General features: G+C 67.3%; 19 protein-coding genes and 1 tRNA gene. 6 read left to right on the top strand and 14 right to left on the bottom strand.

The genetic code is table 11. The features are described 5' to 3' along the window. The first annotated feature begins 120 nt into the window (after nt 1–120). Nucleotides 121–1,929, top strand: coding sequence for a lipopolysaccharide biosynthesis protein (locus QZ607_RS17735; protein ID WP_367268219.1), 1,809 nt, complete (start codon nt 121–123; stop codon nt 1,927–1,929). 126 nt (nt 1,930–2,055) lie between these two features. Here QZ607_RS17735 and QZ607_RS17730 read toward each other — a convergent pair whose 3' ends face one another. From QZ607_RS17730 to yajC, 6 genes are all read right to left on the bottom strand, one after another. Continuing rightward, a complete protein-coding gene (locus QZ607_RS17730; protein WP_295885384.1) occupies nt 2,056–2,466 on the bottom strand; it encodes a hypothetical protein in 411 nt (136 codons plus the stop codon). Between the two features lie 54 nt (nt 2,467–2,520). Beyond that, complete coding sequence (locus tag QZ607_RS17725; protein ID WP_295885381.1) at nt 2,521–3,135, bottom strand: 2OG-Fe(II) oxygenase; 615 nt, start codon at nt 3,133–3,135, stop codon at nt 2,521–2,523. After that, complete coding sequence (locus tag QZ607_RS17720; protein WP_295885379.1) at nt 3,132–3,941, bottom strand: NRDE family protein; 810 nt, start codon at nt 3,939–3,941, stop codon at nt 3,132–3,134. Before QZ607_RS17720 ends, QZ607_RS17725 begins: the two co-directional genes overlap by 4 nt. An 88-nt stretch (nt 3,942–4,029) precedes the next feature. Further along, nucleotides 4,030–4,986, bottom strand: coding sequence for a protein translocase subunit SecF (secF, locus tag QZ607_RS17715; protein ID WP_295885377.1), 957 nt, complete (start codon nt 4,984–4,986; stop codon nt 4,030–4,032). 27 nt (nt 4,987–5,013) lie between these two features. Beyond that, nucleotides 5,014–6,870, bottom strand: a complete 1,857-nt coding sequence (gene secD, locus QZ607_RS17710; RefSeq protein ID WP_295885374.1) for a protein translocase subunit SecD — start codon at nt 6,868–6,870, stop codon at nt 5,014–5,016. A 180-nt stretch (nt 6,871–7,050) separates the two neighbouring features. Beyond that, a complete protein-coding gene (yajC, locus tag QZ607_RS17705) occupies nt 7,051–7,380 on the bottom strand; it encodes a preprotein translocase subunit YajC (protein WP_200237986.1) in 330 nt (109 codons plus the stop codon). A 159-nt stretch (nt 7,381–7,539) separates the two neighbouring features. Here yajC and QZ607_RS17700 point away from each other — a divergent pair, with 159 nt between their 5' ends. Further along, entirely contained in the window at nt 7,540–7,977 is a 438-nt protein-coding gene (locus tag QZ607_RS17700; RefSeq protein WP_295885368.1) for a DUF29 domain-containing protein, read from the top strand. A gap of 239 nt (nt 7,978–8,216) precedes the next feature. On the opposite strand, the gene QZ607_RS17695 is transcribed toward QZ607_RS17700, so the two are convergent. From QZ607_RS17695 to QZ607_RS17685, 3 genes are read right to left on the bottom strand one after another with little or no spacing between them, the layout of a single operon-like run. After that, on the bottom strand, nt 8,217–8,597 hold the full coding sequence (locus QZ607_RS17695) for a hypothetical protein (protein WP_295885366.1): 381 nt from the start codon (nt 8,595–8,597) through the stop codon (nt 8,217–8,219). A gap of 30 nt (nt 8,598–8,627) precedes the next feature. After that, nucleotides 8,628–9,728, bottom strand: a complete 1,101-nt coding sequence (gene tgt, locus QZ607_RS17690; protein WP_295885476.1) for a tRNA guanosine(34) transglycosylase Tgt — start codon at nt 9,726–9,728, stop codon at nt 8,628–8,630. Further along, nucleotides 9,718–10,536 carry an HAD family hydrolase gene (locus QZ607_RS17685; RefSeq protein WP_367268218.1) on the bottom strand — a complete coding sequence of 273 codons (819 nt, stop codon included), beginning with the start codon at nt 10,534–10,536 and terminating at the stop codon, nt 9,718–9,720. The genes tgt and QZ607_RS17685 overlap by 11 nt, the downstream gene beginning before the upstream one ends. Nucleotides 10,537–10,671: 135 nt before the next feature. Here QZ607_RS17685 and msrA point away from each other — a divergent pair, with 135 nt between their 5' ends. After that, the gene (gene msrA / locus QZ607_RS17680; protein ID WP_295885365.1) at nt 10,672–11,316 is read left to right on the top strand and encodes a peptide-methionine (S)-S-oxide reductase MsrA; all 645 of its coding nucleotides are present in this window, start codon (nt 10,672–10,674) and stop codon (nt 11,314–11,316) included. Between the two features lie 354 nt (nt 11,317–11,670). Here the strand turns inward: msrA and queA are convergent, their stop codons facing one another. Next, complete coding sequence (gene queA, locus QZ607_RS17675) at nt 11,671–12,708, bottom strand: tRNA preQ1(34) S-adenosylmethionine ribosyltransferase-isomerase QueA (protein WP_295885363.1); 1,038 nt, start codon at nt 12,706–12,708, stop codon at nt 11,671–11,673. Nucleotides 12,709–12,756: 48 nt separating this feature from the next. Between queA and QZ607_RS17670 the strand changes: the two genes are divergently transcribed. The 3 genes from QZ607_RS17670 (at nt 12,757) to QZ607_RS17660 (ending at nt 13,778) form a co-directional block, all read left to right on the top strand. Then, nucleotides 12,757–12,843 (top strand) — tRNA-Leu (locus QZ607_RS17670). 44 nt (nt 12,844–12,887) lie between these two features. After that, the gene (locus QZ607_RS17665; RefSeq protein ID WP_295885361.1) at nt 12,888–13,304 is read left to right on the top strand and encodes a hypothetical protein; all 417 of its coding nucleotides are present in this window, start codon (nt 12,888–12,890) and stop codon (nt 13,302–13,304) included. Between the two features lie 30 nt (nt 13,305–13,334). After that, nucleotides 13,335–13,778, top strand: a complete 444-nt coding sequence (locus QZ607_RS17660; protein ID WP_295885359.1) for a nuclear transport factor 2 family protein — start codon at nt 13,335–13,337, stop codon at nt 13,776–13,778. A 34-nt stretch (nt 13,779–13,812) separates the two neighbouring features. Here the strand turns inward: QZ607_RS17660 and bchJ are convergent, their stop codons facing one another. The 4 genes from bchJ to acsF form a co-directional block, all read right to left on the bottom strand. Then, nucleotides 13,813–14,451: a bacteriochlorophyll 4-vinyl reductase gene (bchJ, locus tag QZ607_RS17655; protein ID WP_295885356.1), complete on the bottom strand. Its 639-nt coding sequence runs from the start codon at nt 14,449–14,451 to the stop codon at nt 13,813–13,815. A gap of 115 nt (nt 14,452–14,566) precedes the next feature. Next, complete coding sequence (gene hemN, locus QZ607_RS17650) at nt 14,567–15,853, bottom strand: oxygen-independent coproporphyrinogen III oxidase (RefSeq protein WP_295885354.1); 1,287 nt, start codon at nt 15,851–15,853, stop codon at nt 14,567–14,569. Between the two features lie 635 nt (nt 15,854–16,488). Next, nucleotides 16,489–17,457, bottom strand: a complete 969-nt coding sequence (puhE, locus tag QZ607_RS17645) for a putative photosynthetic complex assembly protein PuhE (protein ID WP_295885351.1) — start codon at nt 17,455–17,457, stop codon at nt 16,489–16,491. A gap of 9 nt (nt 17,458–17,466) precedes the next feature. Further along, nucleotides 17,467–18,549 (bottom strand): magnesium-protoporphyrin IX monomethyl ester (oxidative) cyclase (gene acsF, locus QZ607_RS17640; RefSeq protein ID WP_295885350.1); only part of this gene is annotated, 1,083 nt, incomplete at its 5' end.

Below are 18,549 nucleotides of genomic sequence, written 5' to 3'. Positions count from 1 at the left end.
AATGTCGTGCGCGGTGCCGTCAAGGCATGAGCCGGCCAACGGACCGCCGACGAGCCATGATCGCATGCGACAATCCCGGCGGCTGTGCACCCGAGCGCCAACCGAGCCCATCAAAGCCCCTTGAACCCCCTCAAGCGCCTCGCCTCCCAGACCGCCGTCTACGGCCTGAGCAGCATCCTCGGCAGGTTCCTGAACTACCTGCTGGTGCCGCTCTACACCTACACCTTCGTGCCGGCGGACTACGGCGTGGTGGCGGAGTTCTATGCCTACATGGGCTTCCTCGCGGTGCTCATGACCTTCGGCATGGAGACGGGGTACTTCCGCTTTCGCTCCGCCGGCGAGGACGACCCGGGGACCGTGCTGGCGACGGTGCTCAGGTTCCTGATTGTCGCCAACGGGGGCTTTCTTATGCTCGCCGTGGTCTTCCAGCAGCCGGTAGCCGATCTGCTGCGCCACGGAGATCATCCGGAGTACATCTGGTGGATGGCGGCGATCCTGGCGATGGACTCGGTGGGCAACGCAGCCTTCGCGCGGTTGCGGGCGGAGGACCAGGCGCTGCGGTTCGCCACCATCAAGCTCATCGAGATCGGCGCCAACATCGGGCTCAATGTCTTCTTCATCGTGGTCTGCCGGCAGGCGTACGAGGCGGACCCGGGCTCCGTCCTCGGCCGCCTCTGGGTGCCGGAGATCGGCGTCGGCTATGTGTTTATCTCTAACCTGGCGGCGAGCGGGCTCAAGCTGCTGCTGCTGACGCCGCAGTTCGCCGGCGCGCTGACGGGCTTCGACGGGGCGCTCTTCAAGCGCATGCTGCGGTACTCGCTGCCCATGGTGGTCATCGGCATGGCGGGCATCGTCAACGAGATGCTCGACCGCGCCGCGCTCAAGTACCTGCTGCCCTACGACGAAGCCACCAGCATGGCGCAGCTCGGCATCTACAGCGCCGTCTACAAGCTCTCCATCCTGATGACCCTGTTCATCCAGGCCTTCCGATACGCCGGCGAGCCCTTTTTCTTCAGCTATGCCAAGCAGCGGGACGCGAAGGAGATCTACGCCCTGGTGCTGACCTGGTTCGTGATCTTCTGCGTGTTCATTTTTCTCTTGGTCACGCTCTACATCGACCTGTTCCAGTATTTCATCGGCGCAGCCTACCGGGAGGGGCTGCACGTGGTGCCGGTGCTGCTGGTGGCGAACCTGCTGCTCGGCGTCTACGTGAACCTGTCCATCTGGTACAAGCTCACGGACCGCACGCTCATGGGGGCCTGGGTGGCGCTCACGGGAGCAGCCATCACGGTGGTGTCGCTGTGGCTGCTGGTGCCGGAATACGGCTACGAGGGCGCCGCCTGGGCGCATCTCATCTGCTACAGCGCCATGGTGATGCTCTCCTACGGCCTGGGTCGGCGCTTCTATCCGGTGCCCTACGAGGTGCTGCGGGTCTTCGGCTACATCGGCTTGGGCCTGGGCCTTTTTGTGGCCGGTCGCTGGCTGACGGGTACGCTCGGCTGGCATCCCGTCGTCGCCGGCAGCCTGCTGCTCGCCCTGTACCTGCTGTTGGTGGCGGTGGTGGACGGGCGCCGCTTGGTCAGGCCGCCCGCCGGCCGGCGGCGCCCGCGCAGCATCAGCGCCAGGCGGACACACCGGCCGCAGGCAACCATGCGCAAGGTGCCCAGCCGCCCGGCCGAGGCCCCAACCCGGCTGCGGCTGCGACTGCGCCACGTTGACCTGGCCCTCGCCGCCGTCGCGGGCTTGATGGCCGTCATAAGCCTGATCTTCGACGACGCCAGCAAGGCACCGCTCTACGCCCTCCTGGCGTATCTGCTGTGGCGGCTGCACGGTGGCCGGCACCAAAGCCCGGAGCGCAGGAAGGCAGCGTATTCCACCGGCGATGCCAAGCCAGACGGGCACGGGCACTCGCACAGACACAACCCCTGAGCCAAGCCGGCACCTGACCCCAAGGTATTTGTGGGGACGGTGTACTGAACTATCCCGGAGATGGCCCGGGCGCGCTTGAGAAGCCCACGTCACCTGGGTGACATGGGCGCCGATCACCTCGGCGCATCAGCCCGCGTCGTTCGCCGCCGCCAGTGCCCGCCGCAGCGCGTCCTCCATGGCGGCTTCGGTGACCGGCAGCGGCAGCGCCGCGAACACCGGGAAACGCTCGCGCAGGGCATCGAGCTTGTGCTGGTACTCGGGTTGGTAGATGCAGATGACGCGCACCTCGGGGTGCTTCTGAAGCCGCGCCATCAGGGTCTCCAGGTTGCTGGTGCGGTCCCGGAAGTCGGACTGGAAGTTGTACTCGGCGACGATCACCTGCGGCATCCGCCGCTTCAGGGCCGCCTGCGCCTTGCGCTGGGAGCTCACCAGCTCGGCATCGAATCCGAGACGCTTGTACAGCGGCGTGAAGTTCGGATACCCGCCGAGCTCGATGATGGCGAGGAGGTGGGGTTGGCGGGCGGCGTCTCGGGTCATGGGATGACGGGTTCGAGCTCAGCAGGCAGCGTCGGTGGATCGGTTGAGTACTTCCTACGCAAACACGATCCAAGTCGTCGCAATGTACTTCACACCCGCCTCCAGTCGGTTCGCCCGGTGCTCATGGGTCCAGAAGGGCGGGAAGAGGATCAGCTTGCCGCGCTCGGGGCGTACGCTCAGGTCCTGGTACAGGAACTGGGTCTCACCGCCGGGGCCGGGCACGTCGTTCAGGTACCAGATGGCCACCAGCTGGCGCTGGCTCAGCTCGTGGCTGCCGCCGTCCACGTGCCAGTGGTAGAACTGCCCGGGCAGGTAGCGCTGCACCTGATAGCCCAGGTCCTTAAAGGGCCCCTTGAAGTAGGGATAGGTCTCGCGAAACTCCTGCATGGCGGCGGCGAGCGAGCGGAAGAACATCTGGTCCACGTCCGTCCAGGCGTCCTTGTTGCTGACCACAAGATCCGTGGTCTGCTTGATGGAGGCCATCTCCTCGCGCAGCTGGCCCACACGCCCGGCGTACTGGTGCTCCGGGTTGGCCTCGAAGCGACTCACCACCTCATCACAAAAGCTGGGCGGCAGGGCGCCCGGGCGCGCGAAGACGAAGCTGCCGGGGGCGAGCTCACGCAGGGTCGGCAGGGGCGGAATGGGGCGGTCGGGGTCGAGGCGGCTCATGGGTCGTCTCCAGCCTTGGTCACGTCGGGTGTGGTCATGGCCACCTGCCGGAAGGGCGTGCGCTCCGGCGGGCCGTCGGCGTGCAGGAGCACCGGCAGCGCATCGAAGCCGGGGTACGCCGGCACCGCCACCAGGCTGCTGGCGACGGTGCCATAGTCGCCACCGTCAAGCCGGATGCCGTCCAGGCTCATGGCCGCGAAGCGCGCCTCCCGCGGCGCGTCGTCCGATGCGCGCTCCCCCAGCAGCTCCACCCAGGCCCGCCAGTCACCGCCGTCGGCGGCAGGTGCCGGCTCGGCTGCGGCGCGGAAGGCCGGCAGGAAGCGCGCGATGCGCGGCTCGGCGGTGTCGTCCAGGTCACCGGCCGTCAGCATGTGCAGCCCGGGCGGCACCGGGTGCACGCGGATCTCGCCGTCGCCGCCGTGGCGCAGCCAGTAACAGTCCCTGGGGTCGGCCACCAGCAGATTGAAGGGCCGGTAGGCCTCGGGGTGGAGGTCCGCAAGCGCGCCGGCGGCTGCCTTGGCCTCGGCGTGGTCGAGCGCCTCCAGCACCAGCTCACCGCGACTGCGCCGGCCGGGCTGAGGCCCCAGTGTACCGGTGCGGTTCAGCACCGCGGCGACCATGCCGTGGTCGTTGACGCCGAGCCAGCTGCCCTCCGCCAGCTCGTCCAGCCCGGCGACGACATCCGGGCGGTCTGGCCAGTGCCGGCCGGGCGGCTGCGAGGGGCGCGAGCGCAGCTCGTCGCGATTGGCCGCCAGCAGCAGCGGCCAGTCATGACCGGGGCGCCGAAGAATGATGAGGGTGCACATAGCGGAGCGGGCTGAGGGCTGAGGGCTGAGGACAGGGGGCGGCCGGAACCTCAGCCCACAGCCCTCAGCCCTCAGCCCTTGCTTCATCTTAAGGCCTGTCGTCGACCACCTCCCCCTCCTTCACCACCGGCGTCGGCAGCAGGTCCTGTTTGCTGATGCCGAGCCACACGGCCATGGCGGTGGCGATGTAGATGGTGGAATAGGTGCCCACCAGCACACCGATGATGAGCGCCAGCGAGAAGCCCTCGATGGCGGCGCCGCCGAGGAAGTACAGCGCCAGCAGCACCAGCAGCGTGGTGCCGGAGGTGATGATGGTGCGCGACAGCGTCTGGTTGATGGAGCGGTTGCAGATCTCGATCACCGAGCCCTTGCGCATCTTGCGGAAGTTCTCGCGGATGCGGTCGAAGATGACGATGGTGTCGTTCAGCGAGTAGCCGATGACGGCCAGCACCGCCGCGAGCACGGTGAGATCGAACTCGATGAGAAAGATGGAGAAGATGCCGAGGGTGAAGAGCACATCGTGCACCAGGGCCGCCACGGCACCCAGGGCGAAGCGCCACTCGAAGCGCACGGCGACATAGATCAGGATGCCGATGAGCGCGAAGAGCACGGCGAGCCCGCCCTGCTCGCGCAGCTGCTCACCCACCTGCGGGCCGACGAACTCCACCCGCCGCAGCTCCACGTCGCCGGCGGCGGCCTCACCCAGGATGCGCAGCACCTCATCGCTGCGCTGGGCGCTCGCGGCCTCGCCCTCCTCCACCGGCGGCAGGCGAATCAGAATATCCGTGCTTGAGCCGAAGTACTGGACGATGGCGTCCGGAAAGCCGTTGTCGGCGAGGGTGCCGGTGACCTCCGCAATCTCCACCGGCTCCTGATAGCCGAGCTCGATCACGGTGCCGCCGGTGAAGTCGAGGCCAAACTCGAAGCCGCGGAACAGCATCGACGCAAGGCAGATGAGCAGCACGACCGCCGAGAGCACGGCGGCGATGTACCGCTTGCTCATGAAGTCGATGTCGAGCTCCTTGAGAATCTGGGCAGGGGCCATGGTCAAGTCTCCGTCGATTGGCGCGGGTCAGATGGCAAGCTTCTTCAGGCGCCGGCCGCCGTAGATCAGGTTGATCACCGCGCGGGAGCCGAGGATGGCCGTGAACATGGACGTGAGGATGCCGATGAACAGCGTCACCGCAAAGCCCTTGATGGGGCCGGTGCCGAAGCTGAACAGCACGACGGCGGCGATGAGCGTGGTGATGTTGGCATCGACGATGGTGGACAGCGCCTTGTCGTAGCCGGCGTGGATGCTGGCCTGGGGGCTGGAGCCGTTTCTGATCTCCTCGCGGATGCGCTCGAAGATGAGCACGTTGGCATCCACCGCCATGCCGACGGTGAGCACGATGCCGGCGATGCCGGGCATGGTGAGGGTCGCCTGAAGCGCCGAGAGCACGGCGACGATGAGCACCAGGTTCACCACCAGCACCAGGTCCGCCACCAGCCCGAAAACGCGGTAGTAGAGCGCCATGAAGACCACCACCAGCGCCAGGCCGATCATCACCGAGCGGAAGCCCTGGTCGATGTTGTCCTGGCCGAGGCTCGGGCCGATGGTGCGCTCCTCGACGATCTCGATGGGCGCCGCCAGCGCGCCGGCGCGCAGCAGCAGGGCCAGGTTGTGGGCCTCCTCGGAGCTGTCGAGGCCGGTGGTCTGGAAGCGCCGGCCGAAGGGCTCCAGGATGTTGGCGACGCTGATGACCTCTTCGGTGCGCTGGCGCTCCTTCACCGGCTCGCCGTCCACCATGCGGGTGACGGTGCGGCTCTCGATGAAGACCACGGCCATGGGGTTGCCGACGTTCTCGGTCGTCACATTGCGCATGCGCCGGGCGCCCTGCCCGTCCAGGCTCACGAACACCGCGGGCGAGCCGGACTGCTGATCGAAGCCGGCGGAGGCATCGGTGATCTGATCACCCGTCACGATGACGCGCCGGTTCAGCAGGATGGGCCGGCCGTCGCGCTCCCGGTACAGGGCCGAGCCCACGGGCACGCGGCCATCGAGGGCGTCCTGCACATCGTGCTCGGTGTCCACCAGCCGGTATTCCAGGGTCGCGGTGGCACCCAGCAGCTCCTTCAGCCGTGCCGGGTCCTGGGCGCCGGGCAGCTGCACCACGATACGCCGCTCGCCCTGGCGGGCGATGATGGGCTCGGCGACGCCCAGCGCATTAACGCGGTTGCGCAGCGTGGTGATGTTCTGCTCCAGCGCGAAGCCCTTGACCTCTTCCTGGAGCTGCGGCGGCAGTGCGGCATAGACAAAGTAGCTGCCGCCCTCCTCGCCCGTGTCCACCGTCAGGTCGCGGAACTCACGCCGCACGATCTTCTGCGCCTCGTCCCGGGACGCGGCGTCCTTGAAGCGCACGGCGATGCGCCCTGCGTCGCGGGTGATGGTGAGGTAGCGTACCTTCTGCTTGCGCAGCTCGGTGCGGATATCGCCGGCGTAGCGCTCCAGGGCCTGGTCCACGGCGGCGTCCATGTCCACGTCGATGAGCACATGGATGCCACCGCGCAGGTCCAGCCCAAGGAACATGGGCTGGGCGCCCAGCGCCTCGAGCCAGCCCGGCAGGTCCGGCGAGGTGGTCAGGGCGCTGTTGTAGCGGTCGGCGAGCGTGCGCTGCATCACCTCCTGTCCACGCAGCTGCTCGCTCGGCGTCGTAAAGCGCAGCAGGAGCTTGTCGCCTTCCAGGGACTCGACGTCCTTCACCGGCACGCCCGCGTTCTCCATCGCGGCCGCGATTTCGGCGGCGGCGGCATCGGTGACCGGATTGTCGCGGGCCCCGGTGACCTGAATGGACGGGTCCTGCGGAAACAGGTTCGGCAACGCGAACAGCAGCCCGACCAGCACCACGGCCAGGATCAGCAGGTTTTTCCACAGTGGATAGTGGTTCATAATGGGGGTCTCCCGGAGGCTTCCTTGGGGGCTGCGCGCTCCGCAGCGCCGACGCCGACCGGGCGCAGGCCGCAGGCACGGGCAGCAACCGGCGCGCGCGGCAGGCGTCGGCCCACGGCGGGCTCGTACCGCGCGGGCCGGGCTGGATTCAGGTCAGGCGTGCCGCCGCGGCGGCAGCGCTCAAAGCTCTTTCAGCTGGCCCTTGGGCAGCAGCACTTCGACGGCGGAGCGGCGGATCTTGATGCGCACGTTGTCGGCCACCTCCAGCTGGGCGAAGTTCTCGCCGAGCTCCACGATGCGCCCGGCCACACCGCCCATGGTGACCACCTCGTCGCCCTTGCTCAGGCCCTCCACCAGCTTCTTGTGCTCCTTCTGGCGCTTGATCTGCGGGCGAATCATGAGGAAGTAGAGGATGACGATGAGACCGACCGGGAAGAGCAGCCCGAGCAGCGGGTCACCGGCGGGCGCGCCCTCGGCCTGGGCCATGGCGTCGGAGATGAAAAAGCTCATGTTTAGTCCTCGGTTGCAGCGCGGTCCGCGCGGCTCAGCGGCGAATACAGCCGCGCATTATGGCATAGCCGGCGCCAACTTCGCTGCCTGCGCCCGCCTTCGCGTCACCGGCCCGGCTCGCCTGGAATGCGGACCAGAGCACCACCGAGCGCGCCGCCCATGAGCACCCCCCTCCACGACGCCGATTTCTACAGCTGGACCCACGAGCCGGCCACGCTGCTGCGGGAGCGCCGCCTGGACGAGCTGGACGCGGAGCACCTGATCGAGGAGCTGATGGACATGGGCGCGAGCCAGGAACGAGAGCTGGAAAGCCGTCTGGCGGTGCTCATTGCCCATCTTCTGCAATGGCGCTACCAGCCCGAGCGGCAGGGAAAAAGCTGGCGCGCGACCATCAAGGAGCAGCGTTACCGCATCGCGCGTCTGCTGAGCAGGAATCCGGGGCTGAAGTCCCAGCTGCCCGATGCCTTCGAGGCGAGCTGGTTCAGCGCCGTGCAAAAAGCGGTGAAGGAGACGCCGCTGGAGGAAGATGCCTTTCCGGAGGTATGTCCTTTCGCGCTCGATGAGGTGCTCGCGACGGCGTTTTGGCCGGACGCCTGAGCCGGTACCCGCAGCGCAGTCTGGCAGCTCTTCTCCGTCCCGCCGCGCCTTACTCCCCGATCCGCTCCAACAACGGCGCCGGTATGGCCTCGATGGTGAGGACGCGCTCGGCAGCACTCGCCGCGGCGGCGGCGTCGCCCCGGTTCGCAGCATGGCAAAGACCTGCTCCTGCCCCGGCACGCCTTACGTGACCTGTAGGTGTCGGAACAGGCCCCGGCGCAGCTGCCAGGACTGGCGCGTCACGGATTCCAGAACTTGACGAGTATCACAACCAGCCCGCCGACGGCAACCGTGGAGCCGAAGGACCAGACCATGAAGCGGTCCATGCGCCGCTGCAGCTCGCGGATGTCCTGCTGCACACTCTCGAAGCGCTTGTCCACCTGCTCCAAGCGCTTGTCCACCTGCTCGAAGCGCTTGTCTACCTGCTCGAAGCGCTTTTCCACCTGCGCGAAGCCCTGGCGCATCAGCTCGCGCTGGTGCTTGAGCTCTTCCTCGACCCGCACCATGCGCTCACGCAGCTCGATCTCATAGACCGCCGCGGGCTTGCCGAGGCTCTGCTCGACCAGCCAGTCAGCCATGTTGGTCTTGATGAAATCGATGTCGTCTTGGGTGAGTGTCATGGAGCAATCCCGGAGGCCGACACGGCGAGTCTAGGGCAGTTGCCCGCCTCCAGAACCGGGCAGGTCCGTCGCCCCCAGCGCGCCGGACGCGATGGCCTCGCGCAGCCGGCGCATGAGACCAAGATAGTACGCCAGATTGTGGACGGTGTTGAGTCGGCTGCCGAGGATCTCGTTGCACTTGTCGAGATGATGCAGGTAGGCGCGGCTGTAATTGATGCACGTATAGCAGCCGCAGACCGGGTCCAGCGGGCCGGTGTCGGTCTTGTGCGCGGCGTTACGGATGCGCACCGTGCCTTCGCTGGTGAAGAGGTAGCCGTTGCGGGCGTGGCGGGTGGGCATCACGCAGTCGAACAGGTCGATGCCGCGCTGGACGGCCTTGACGATGTCCGCCGGCGTGCCGACGCCCATGAGATAGCGCGGCTTGTCCGCCGGCAGTTGGTCCGCCAGGTTGTCGAGCACCATCAGCCGGTCCGCCTCCGGCTCGCCGACGGACAGCCCACCCACGGCGTAACCGTCGAAGCCGATGTCCATCAGGCCCTCCAGGGAGCGCATGCGCAGCGCCGGGTACATGCCGCCCTGCACGATGCCGAAGAGCGCCGCGGAGTTGTCCCCGTGGGCTGCACGGCTGCGCGCCGCCCAGCGCAGCGACAGCTCCATGGAGGCGCGCGCGGTGTCCGCATCAGCGGGGTAAGGCGTGCACTCGTCGAAGATCATGACGATGTCGGAGCCGAGCGCGCGCTGCACCGCCATGGACTCCTCCGGCCCCATGAACACGGGGCTGCCGTCCACCGGCGAGCGGAACTGCACGCCCTGCTCGGTGATCCTGCGCAAATCGCCGAGGCTGTAGACCTGGAAGCCGCCGGAGTCCGTCAGGATGGGGCGCTGCCAGTGCATGAAGCCGTGCAGGCCGCCGTGGGCCTCGATGACGGCGGTGCCCGGGCGGCCCATGAGGTGAAAGGTGTTGCCGAGGACGATCTCCGCACCCAGGCCTTCCAGCTCCTCCGGGGTCATGCCCTTGACGGTGCCGTAGGTGCCCACGGGCATGAAGGCCGGGGTCTCGACACTGCCGCGCGGAAAGGTCAGGCGCCCGCGGCGGGCGGCACCGTCGGTGGCCAGCAGCTCAAAGCGCATGGTCACGCCCAGGGTCCGGAACATGCGCCGGGACAGTCTCCAGCCACCGCGCCAGCCCATGCAGATCGTCCACCGCGAGCTGCGGCGGCGGCAGGTGCTCCGGCCAGGACTGACTGTCCCGGTTCACCCAGACCGCGGCGATGCCGAGCCGGCGGGCGGCCTCCACGTCGCGCACCGGGTCGTCACCCACGTGCAGGGTCTCGGCGGGGCTGACGCCGGCCCAGTCCATGGCGAGCCGGAACAGGGCTGGGTCCGGCTTGGCGGCACCCGCCTCCGCGGCGGTGAGGGCGCGGTGGAAGGTGTCCCGCAGCGGCGTGGCATGGACCTCCGCGTTGCCGTTGGTCACCGCCACCAGGCGGTGGCGCCGGCGCAGCCGGCTGAGCACCGGCGCCACATCCGTATAGGGCTCGACTCTGTTTCGATGCCGCTGGAACAGATCCATAGCCGCGTCGGCGAGCGCCATGTCGTAGTCCAGCTCCGCCAGCAGGGCGCGCAGGGACAGCCGCCGTACCTGGGTGACGTCGTGGGCGATGTCCGGTCGCTCCGCCATCAGCGCCCGGCGATGCTCACGCAGGGCCGCCGCGTCGAAGCGCTCGGTGAGCCTTGGCGCCTGCTCGGCGAGCCAGGCGAGCAGGGCATCCTCGGCGGCCTGGATCACCGGCGCACAGGGCCAGACCGTATCGTCGAGATCGATAGTGATGAGCCGCACCGGGGCATGCACGGCCATGGTCTCGACGGCGACTGAGTGGCGGGCATCATCCTCGGCGCTGAGAGGATGGCCGGCGGGGGCAGGGGCATGAGAAGGCATGGCTTCGCCTGTGCTTGGTAACCAGGGCATGGCGCCCAATTCTGCACCCACGCCCGGGCCGGCGAAACCGCGGCCGGCCAGCCGCCGCGCCCGTTCGGGGGCGCGCGACCCGCAGGACACCAGGGGAGATCCGCCATGTTCATGTTCCGCAAGAAGACCGAAATGCCGAGTGCCGAGCAGGCCCTGCCGGGCCGGGACACCGCCATGCCGGTGACCAACCGCCATCACGTCAGCGGCAACCCTATTCAGCCGCCGTTTCCCGACGGCATGCAGCAGGCCCTGTTCGGTATGGGCTGCTTCTGGGGCGCCGAGCGCCTGTTCTGGGAGCTGCCGGGGGTCTACAGCACGGCAGTCGGCTACGCCGGCGGCTTCACGCCGAACCCCACCTACGAAGAAGTCTGCTCCGGCATGACCGGGCACAACGAGGTGGTGCGCGTGGTCTACGACCTGCAGACCGTCGACTACGAGCAGCTCCTCGCCGCCTTCTGGGAGGGCCACGACCCCACCCAGGGCATGCGCCAGGGCAACGATGTGGGCACCCAGTACCGCTCCGGCATCTATTGCAGCGATGACCAGCAGCTCGCCGCCGCCCGCGGCAGCCTCGCCCGCTACCAGGAGGCGCTGGCGGCAGCCGGCCGCAATGCGGCCATCACGACAGAGATCCTGCCGGCGCCTACCTTCTACTACGCCGAGGACTACCACCAGCAGTACCTCGCCAAGAACCCTGGGGGCTACTGCGGGCATGGCGGTTGCGGCGTGCGCTATCCGGCGGCCGCCTGACCGGGCACGGTCTTGTTGCCCTGACGCCATTGCGAATTGTCAATGCAACCCGGTCAAGGCGTGGACGCTGCGGGCCGGCTGCCCCTTAAGGGGTGGACAGATCCACGCGAGCGTCGGTTTCGGGCTGACAGAGACATATCAGAAAAGTGTAGGAAGGGGTTGACAGCTTCATCGGTATTTAAGAAACTGTTGATGTACTGAAGATATGCAGTTCTTCAGTGCACTCCTCCATCCTCCTTTGGTGGTAATCTTACAGCGCGGCGCCCGCCGCGCTTTTTTTTGCCCGCTCAGAACGTTACCGCCATCCTCGGCGCCATCCGTGACGCCCTGGCCCGCCCATCGCCGACGCGCGCGTCAGTCCGCCGCAGCCTCCGCCCGGGTCAGAAACATCGCATCCCCGTAGGAGAAGAACCGGTAGCGCTCGGCCACCGCGTGCCGGTAAGCGGCCATGACAGGGCCATAGCCGGCGAAGGCGCTCACCAGCATCAGCAGCGTCGACTCCGGCAGGTGAAAATTGGTCAGCATGGCGTCGATGACGCGGAAGCGATAGCCCGGACGGATGAACAGGCGGCTGTCACCGCAGAAGGGCTCCAGGGCACCGGACGCCGCCGCCGTCTCCAGACTGCGGACGGTGGTCGTGCCCACGGCCACCACCCGGCCACCGCGGGCCCGCGCCGCCGCCACCTGCGTGCAGACCTGCTCGCTCACCTCCAGCCATTCCGCGTGCATGCGATGCTTGGTCAGATCGTCCTCGCGCACCGGCTGGAAGGTGCCGGCGCCCACGTGCAGGGTCACATGGGCGATGTCGATGCCCATTGCCCGAACGCGCTCCAGCATCGCCGAGTCGAAGTGGAGCCCCGCGGTGGGCGCGGCCACCGCGCCGTCCCGGCGGCTGTAGACGGTCTGGTAGCGCTCGCGGTCCTGGGCATCGTCCGCACGGTCGATGTAGGGCGGCAGCGGCGTGTGGCCGTGGCGGGTCATAAGGGCGGCGAAATCCGCGGACTCGCTCACCAGCACGAAAAGCCCCTCCTCCCGGCCCGCCACCTGCAGCACCTCGCCCTCCGCCAGCAGCAGCCGCGTGCCGGGGCGCGGCGACTTGCTCGCGCGCACATGCGCGGTGACCCGCCGCGGGTCCACCAGCCGCTCCACCAGGATCTCCGCCTGACCGCCCGACTCCTTGCGCGCGAACAGCCGCGCCGGCAGCACCCGTGTGTCGTTGAACACCAGCAGATCATTCGGGGCCAGCAACGCCGGCAGATCCGCGAACATCCGGTCCTGGTGCCGGCCACTCGGGCCGTCAAGCACCAGCAGCCGGCTTGCGGTGCGCTCCGGCAGCGGTCGCTGGGCGATCAGCTCCGGAGGCAGGTCGAACTGGAAATCACTGCGTCGCATGGGGTGTTCCGCCGCGGGGCCACATCGGGGTATTATGGCAAGTCGCCTGCCGGGGTGGCGGAATTGGTAGACGCAGTGGACTCAAAATCCACCGGTGGCAACACCTTACGAGTTCGAGTCTCGTCCCCGGTACCAACCTCCCAGCCGTGGCTCCACGGCGCCTGCACCGCAGTCCGGTCATGAAGCAAGTCAGTCTGGATGATCCGAGCCTCGCCCCCTATACCCGCGGGGTGCTCGCCAGGATCGACCCGGACGTGCTCGCCTCGCTGACCGAGCACCAGTTCCGCAGCATCCGCGACGCCATCGACGCGAGCCGACCCATCCGCCGCCACAGCATCGACGTGCGCGGCACCATACCGCTGGGCTTCACGCGCTGGTACTACGTGCTGCTTGCGGGACGCGACCGCAGGACGGATGCCCGCGAGCAGGAAGCGCGCCGCAAGCGCCTGCTCGGTGCCGTGGCGGGCGCGGTGCTGCTGACCGGCGTCCTGCTGGTACCTGTCACGGTGCTGCTGGTGCTGGTGGGTTATGCGATCAAAAGCTTCCTCGGCCTGGACCTGGCCCCGGACCTGCACCTGATCGACGTGGTGCGCTGACGGGCGCGCCCTGCCACGCAGGCAAGTACCATGACCGAAGCCAGGCTCAGCACACCGGACGACGCGGAGGCCGCCTTCTACAGCGCCTTCGCCGGCACGGACCTCGGCGCCATGGCGCAGGTCTGGCATACGGGCGACGAGGCACGCTGCATCCACCCGGGTGGCGACCTCCTCATCGGCACCGGGGCCGTGCTGGCGAGCTGGCGGCAGATCTTCGCCGGGGCCGCAGCGCCGACGGTCCGCCACCGGCTGCTGCATCGCGCCGGGGCAGGCGATCTCAGCGTTCACTTGGTGGAGGAGCGCATCGGCCCGCAAGACGCCGACAGCGACGACCTGACCCGGGTGCTCGCCACCAATGTCTACCGCCGCACCAACGACGGCTGGCGCATGGTGCTGCACCACGCCACCCTGCCGCTGGTGGAGCCGCCGCAGCACCCAGCAGAGCCTACGAGCGCAGGCGGCCGGCTGCACTGAGACCAGCCACCGCCGACGCAGCGGCGCCGACAGCTCACCAACGCATCTCAAACACGCAGGCGTCCGCGCCCTGCGCCTGGCACTGCACCTCCCGCACTTGCGTACGGCGGCTCACCAGCGTGCGGAACAGCCGCTCGAAGGCGCCGGTGTAGAAATCGCAGACGGGCACCTCGGCATGGCTGCCGCGGCAGATGGGGCAGCCGTCGATGCGCACCTGCACGGGCCGGCGGTGCAGCAGGCTGCGGGGGACGAAGCTGAATGCCCCGCTGCCGGAGAAGGTCCAGGCATGGCGGCCGACGGCCTTCAGCAGCATGCGGCTCGCGGGCCCCGGCGGCAGCAGCCGCAGCACGCGCTGCGCCGGCCGCGGGATGCGGTGGGCGAGCAGATAGTCACCGGTGCGAAGCCCTGCGTCGAAGGACACGGCGCGGGCCGCGTCCATGCCGAGCGTGCGCCGCAGCGCCTGCTGAAGGGCGATCACATCCCGCTCGTCCACCATCTGCTCAGGTGGGCTCGCCAGGTGATGGCAGAGCCCCGCCGCCGCGAACACGCGCTCGGCATCGTCCGGGCGGCTGCCGAGCACCTCAGCGACACGGATGATGGCATTGGGCCCGATGCGCGGCAGCGCATCGGCCGCCGGCGCATGTGCGCCCGCAGATTGGCCCGCCTCGCTCAACGGCGGGCACGCCTGCGCAGGTGCGCCCGATGCCGGGCGATCACGGCCCGGCGGCCGGCGCGGCGGCGGCCCTGCCCCGCCGGCGGTCCTCGCCGGCGCCTGGGCATGCCGCGCCTCAGTCGGAATGTGAGAAATGCCAACGTGCGCGATCCCAGTGGAAGTCAGCGTCATGCTCGGTGCAGAGCTCACGCAGGAAGAAACGCCCGGCCTCGGTGACGCGCAGGCCTTGCGGCCACGCCTCCACCAGACCGTCACCGGCGTGAGCCGCAAGGCGGCGGTATTCGTCATCCAGGCAACCGTCCGCCATCTTCTGCGGCAGCTCCAGGTTACAGATCAGATGTGAGATGGCGTCGCGCCGGCGGCGGTCCAGCGCACTGAGCCTGCGCCCACGAGCCACCGGCATGCGACGGGCATCCACGTCATGTCGCCAGTCATCCAAGTTGAGCTGATTTTGGACACAAGTGCCCCGCAGCTCGCCGACGGCACCGGCGCCGAGCCCGGCAATATGGGCGCTCGGTGTGGCCGTGTAACCGATGCAGTTACGGTGCAACCGACCCTCGCCCTGGGCGAGGGCAAGGTCATCGGTCTCCAACGTAAAGGTATCCAGCCCGATCCAGGCATAGCCCGCCTGACCGAAGGCGGAAACAGCGTTGCGAAAGAGCTGCTCACGCTCGGCGTTACCGGGAAGCTCATGGACGTCGATGGCGTGCTGGTGCGGGCCGCTGAGGGTCTGCCGGGCGTAGCCGAAGCAGGCCACCCGATCGGGGGCCAATTCCAGCACGGTGTCTACGGTGCGATCGAAAGTGGCTGCGGTTTGCTGGGGGAGGCCGTAGATGAGGTCGAAACCGATGCTGTCGAAGCCGATCTCTCGGGCCATCCAGTAGACGTCGCGAATGAGCTCTTCGGACTGGACGCGGCCGATGGCCCGCTGCACATCCGGATCGAGATCCTGCACACCGAAGCCAATACTGCGGAAGCCAAGCGCATGCAATAGCTCCAACTGCCCCGCCGAGCTACGCCGCGGATCACACTCGATGGAGCGCTCCGTTTCCGCAACGATATGAAAGCGTCGCTCCAGCATCTCCGTCAGACGCGTGAGCTGGGCCTCACTCAAGTAATTGGGTGTGCCGCCGGCGAGATGTACTTGCAGGACGTCACGGTTGCCATCGATACGCTCCGCGACCATCGCCATTTCCCGATCCAGAGCGTCCAGATAGGCATCCATGCGCGCGCTGTCATGGGTGACCGTGGTATTGCAACCACAATAGAGGCAACGTCCGGCACAAAAGGGAATGTGCACATACAATGACAAGGTCTCGCTGGGCCGTTGTGCGATGATGGCGAGATCTTGCGCGTAGTCCTCGGCACCATAGTCGCCGGCCCGGCCGGGAGTGTATACCATCGATTGGACACGCCTCCCCCGTCCCATCGACCGTCGAGCCAATTCCAGAGGGCGCTCTGCGGGTGCAGCGGTGGACATAGTGGCGTAGCCTCTGTGATTTCCGGGTGACATGGCAATCGTGGGCGCGTATGGACACCGTCCCCGGCGGAGCGATACGCCCGAGCACTTGCGCCCGACGCGGGCCGCAGGCATCGGGAGGCGCGAGCAGTTGCTGACGGCCTGCTGGCTGAGCCACGCCCGGCGGGCGGGGCGAAGCGTCTTTCCCCCGGCGAAGTCAAGACCTCCCTAGTCTAGAAACAACGCAGCAAGCTCGACTCCCCGGCGGCAGCGTGCGATGGATCCACGCCAAAGGCTACTGCAGCGCCGGCGCCTGCGGCCGAGTCAGCCACCGCACCGCCCGGCCTGGGGCGACCCATCGCCACGCGCCGATCATCGCTACTACCGAACAGCGCACTGACTCGCCAGCTGGTCTGGCAACGAAAAGATCCCATCGCTGCGGCATGAAGCGCCCGCCAGTACGGACGCAAGATCGCCGTGCTCGCGACTCCTAACTTAGACAAGGTATCCCACAGCGTCGTTGATCGACATCAAGCTGCCTGCGAACGGCGCCTACCGCTCAGTCCCGTCGAGCGGCGCTAAGTGCTCGGTGTCACACTCAATCCCCCCGGAGCCCGAAGGGTAGCCGACTCGTAGTCTGGTTCTGGGAAGACAGCGGTGGGCTGGGGCGAGACCATGCGCTGTGTCGTCCTGCGTGTCGCCGCCACCGGCCCTGCTCCACCATCACCGCCCGGCGACGCCTGCTGCACACGATGCGCCGTCGTTTCGGTGTCGGCGCCATTCTCGGCGCCCGCCCCAAGTGCCCAGCGCCAGAGTGCTCCGTCGGTAAGCGGCAGCACCAGGAACCAATGCTCCAGGATCGCCAAGGCCAATAGGGTAGCGGCCAGCATCAGCGCAACGCCGGTGAAGCTGCCGGCGGGCAACTCCACCGCGGTATCCACCAGCAGACACATGATGACAGTCGCCACACTCACGGAAACCGGGAACAGCAGGTTCATGGGACGCTTGGCGAGATAGGAGGTCAGGAATCGGATGCGCTCTGGCAGCCAATCTTCGTTGAGGTTGGGAACGCCCAGAAACAGATTCAGCTTTGCGCTCCAGCGCATCAACCACAGAATCAGATAGGTCCAAGTCCCCACCGCATTCACCGCTCCCCAAGTGAGCCACAGCATGAGACCGGCGGCGGCGACAATGACAAGCTCATGATAGAGGCTCGTGGACAGCGCCAGGCGGAAACGCTGCCAGCCATGACAGTTCTCGGGACAAGGCAGTTTGCGCGGGCCGGTGATGAAGCCCATGAAATAGCTCATCTCCATCCAGCCCCAGATGACGACCCCAGCGGTGAAGCCCACGTAGGCGCCGGCCACCGTACCCATGTCTCGGCTCCACACCAACGCGCCGAAGGCGATGACGAGGGCCAGCGTGCCCCCGGCGAGGCTCCAGGGGTAAGTATGCTCGGGACGCTTGTCCAGATACAGAATGACGCCGGTGCTGAACCACCACAGGAACAGCGCATAGCCGACGGCAATTCCGTAACTCACTATCACCGCAGCACGCTACCAAGTGGGGGCGAGCAGGGGCTGTGCCGGCAGCGCGTTACGCTTGGCGGGGATCAGGAACAGCGAGGTGAAGGTCACCGCCGCCGACGCGCGCAGCCCCAGACGACGCAGCGGATCCAGCCAGCCACCGCGCGCGGCGTCCAGACGTCGGCTGATATCACTCAAGCGTAAGAGACCCCGCTGAAAGCGTGGGTGGTCAGTGTCGAGCGTCAGCGGGAAGACCTGCCGCGTGATCTCTGTGGTGATTGCGAATACGCGTGCATCGAATGCATCGGGGTCGATGCCGAGAGCCTGATACAACTCCGGGCGGGCGTGATCGCGGACGAACATGGTGGCGTAAACCGATAGCACGAAGAACCGAATCCAGAGCTTGTTCAGTCCTGTCAGCAATTCCGGGTGCGCCCGCATGATGAGTGCAAACACCTCGCCATGTCGAAATTCGTCGTTACACCACTGCTCGAACCAGCGAAAGATCGGGTGGAAACGATACTCGGGGTGCCGCTCGAGGTGTCGGAAGATGGTGATGTAGCGCGCGTAGCCGATCTTCTCGGACAAATAGGTTGCATAGAAAATGAACTTCGGTCGGAAGTGCGTGTAGTGCTTCGCTTGCTTGAGATAAGCGAGATCGACACCGACACCGAGATCTTTTAGCGTGCGATTGATGAAGCCCGCATGCCGAGCCTCATCCCGAGCCATATACCCCATGACGCGGCGGATATCCGGATTCTTGGCGCGTTGCTTGATGTCCGCATAGAGGACGCAGCCAGAGAATTCCGCAGTCACTGAGCTGATCAGGAAATCCAAGAATTCCGCTCGTAAAGCCGGGGGCAGCGCCTTCACCTCCGCCTGGAACGCTTCATCCTGGCGAAAATGCCCGCGGTTTACATCCGCCTCGAACTCCGCCATCAAGGCATCCCATGCCTCGCGCACGGGCCCGACATCAAGGCGATCCATGGCGGCGTAGTCCGTTTTGTAGAAACGCGGCGTCAGCAGGGTTTCTTCCCCTGCGAGTTGCGCGGCGTCGTTCGCTGGCTGGCTAGTCTCGGTCATAGACCCTTCACTCCGGATGCGATTGTTGTT

Source organism: uncultured Thiohalocapsa sp. (assembly GCF_913063425.1).
GTDB lineage: Bacteria > Pseudomonadota > Gammaproteobacteria > Chromatiales > Chromatiaceae > Thiohalocapsa.
The sequence above is the reverse complement of the archived record's forward strand: the minus strand, read 5'-3'. Positions and strand labels throughout refer to the sequence as shown.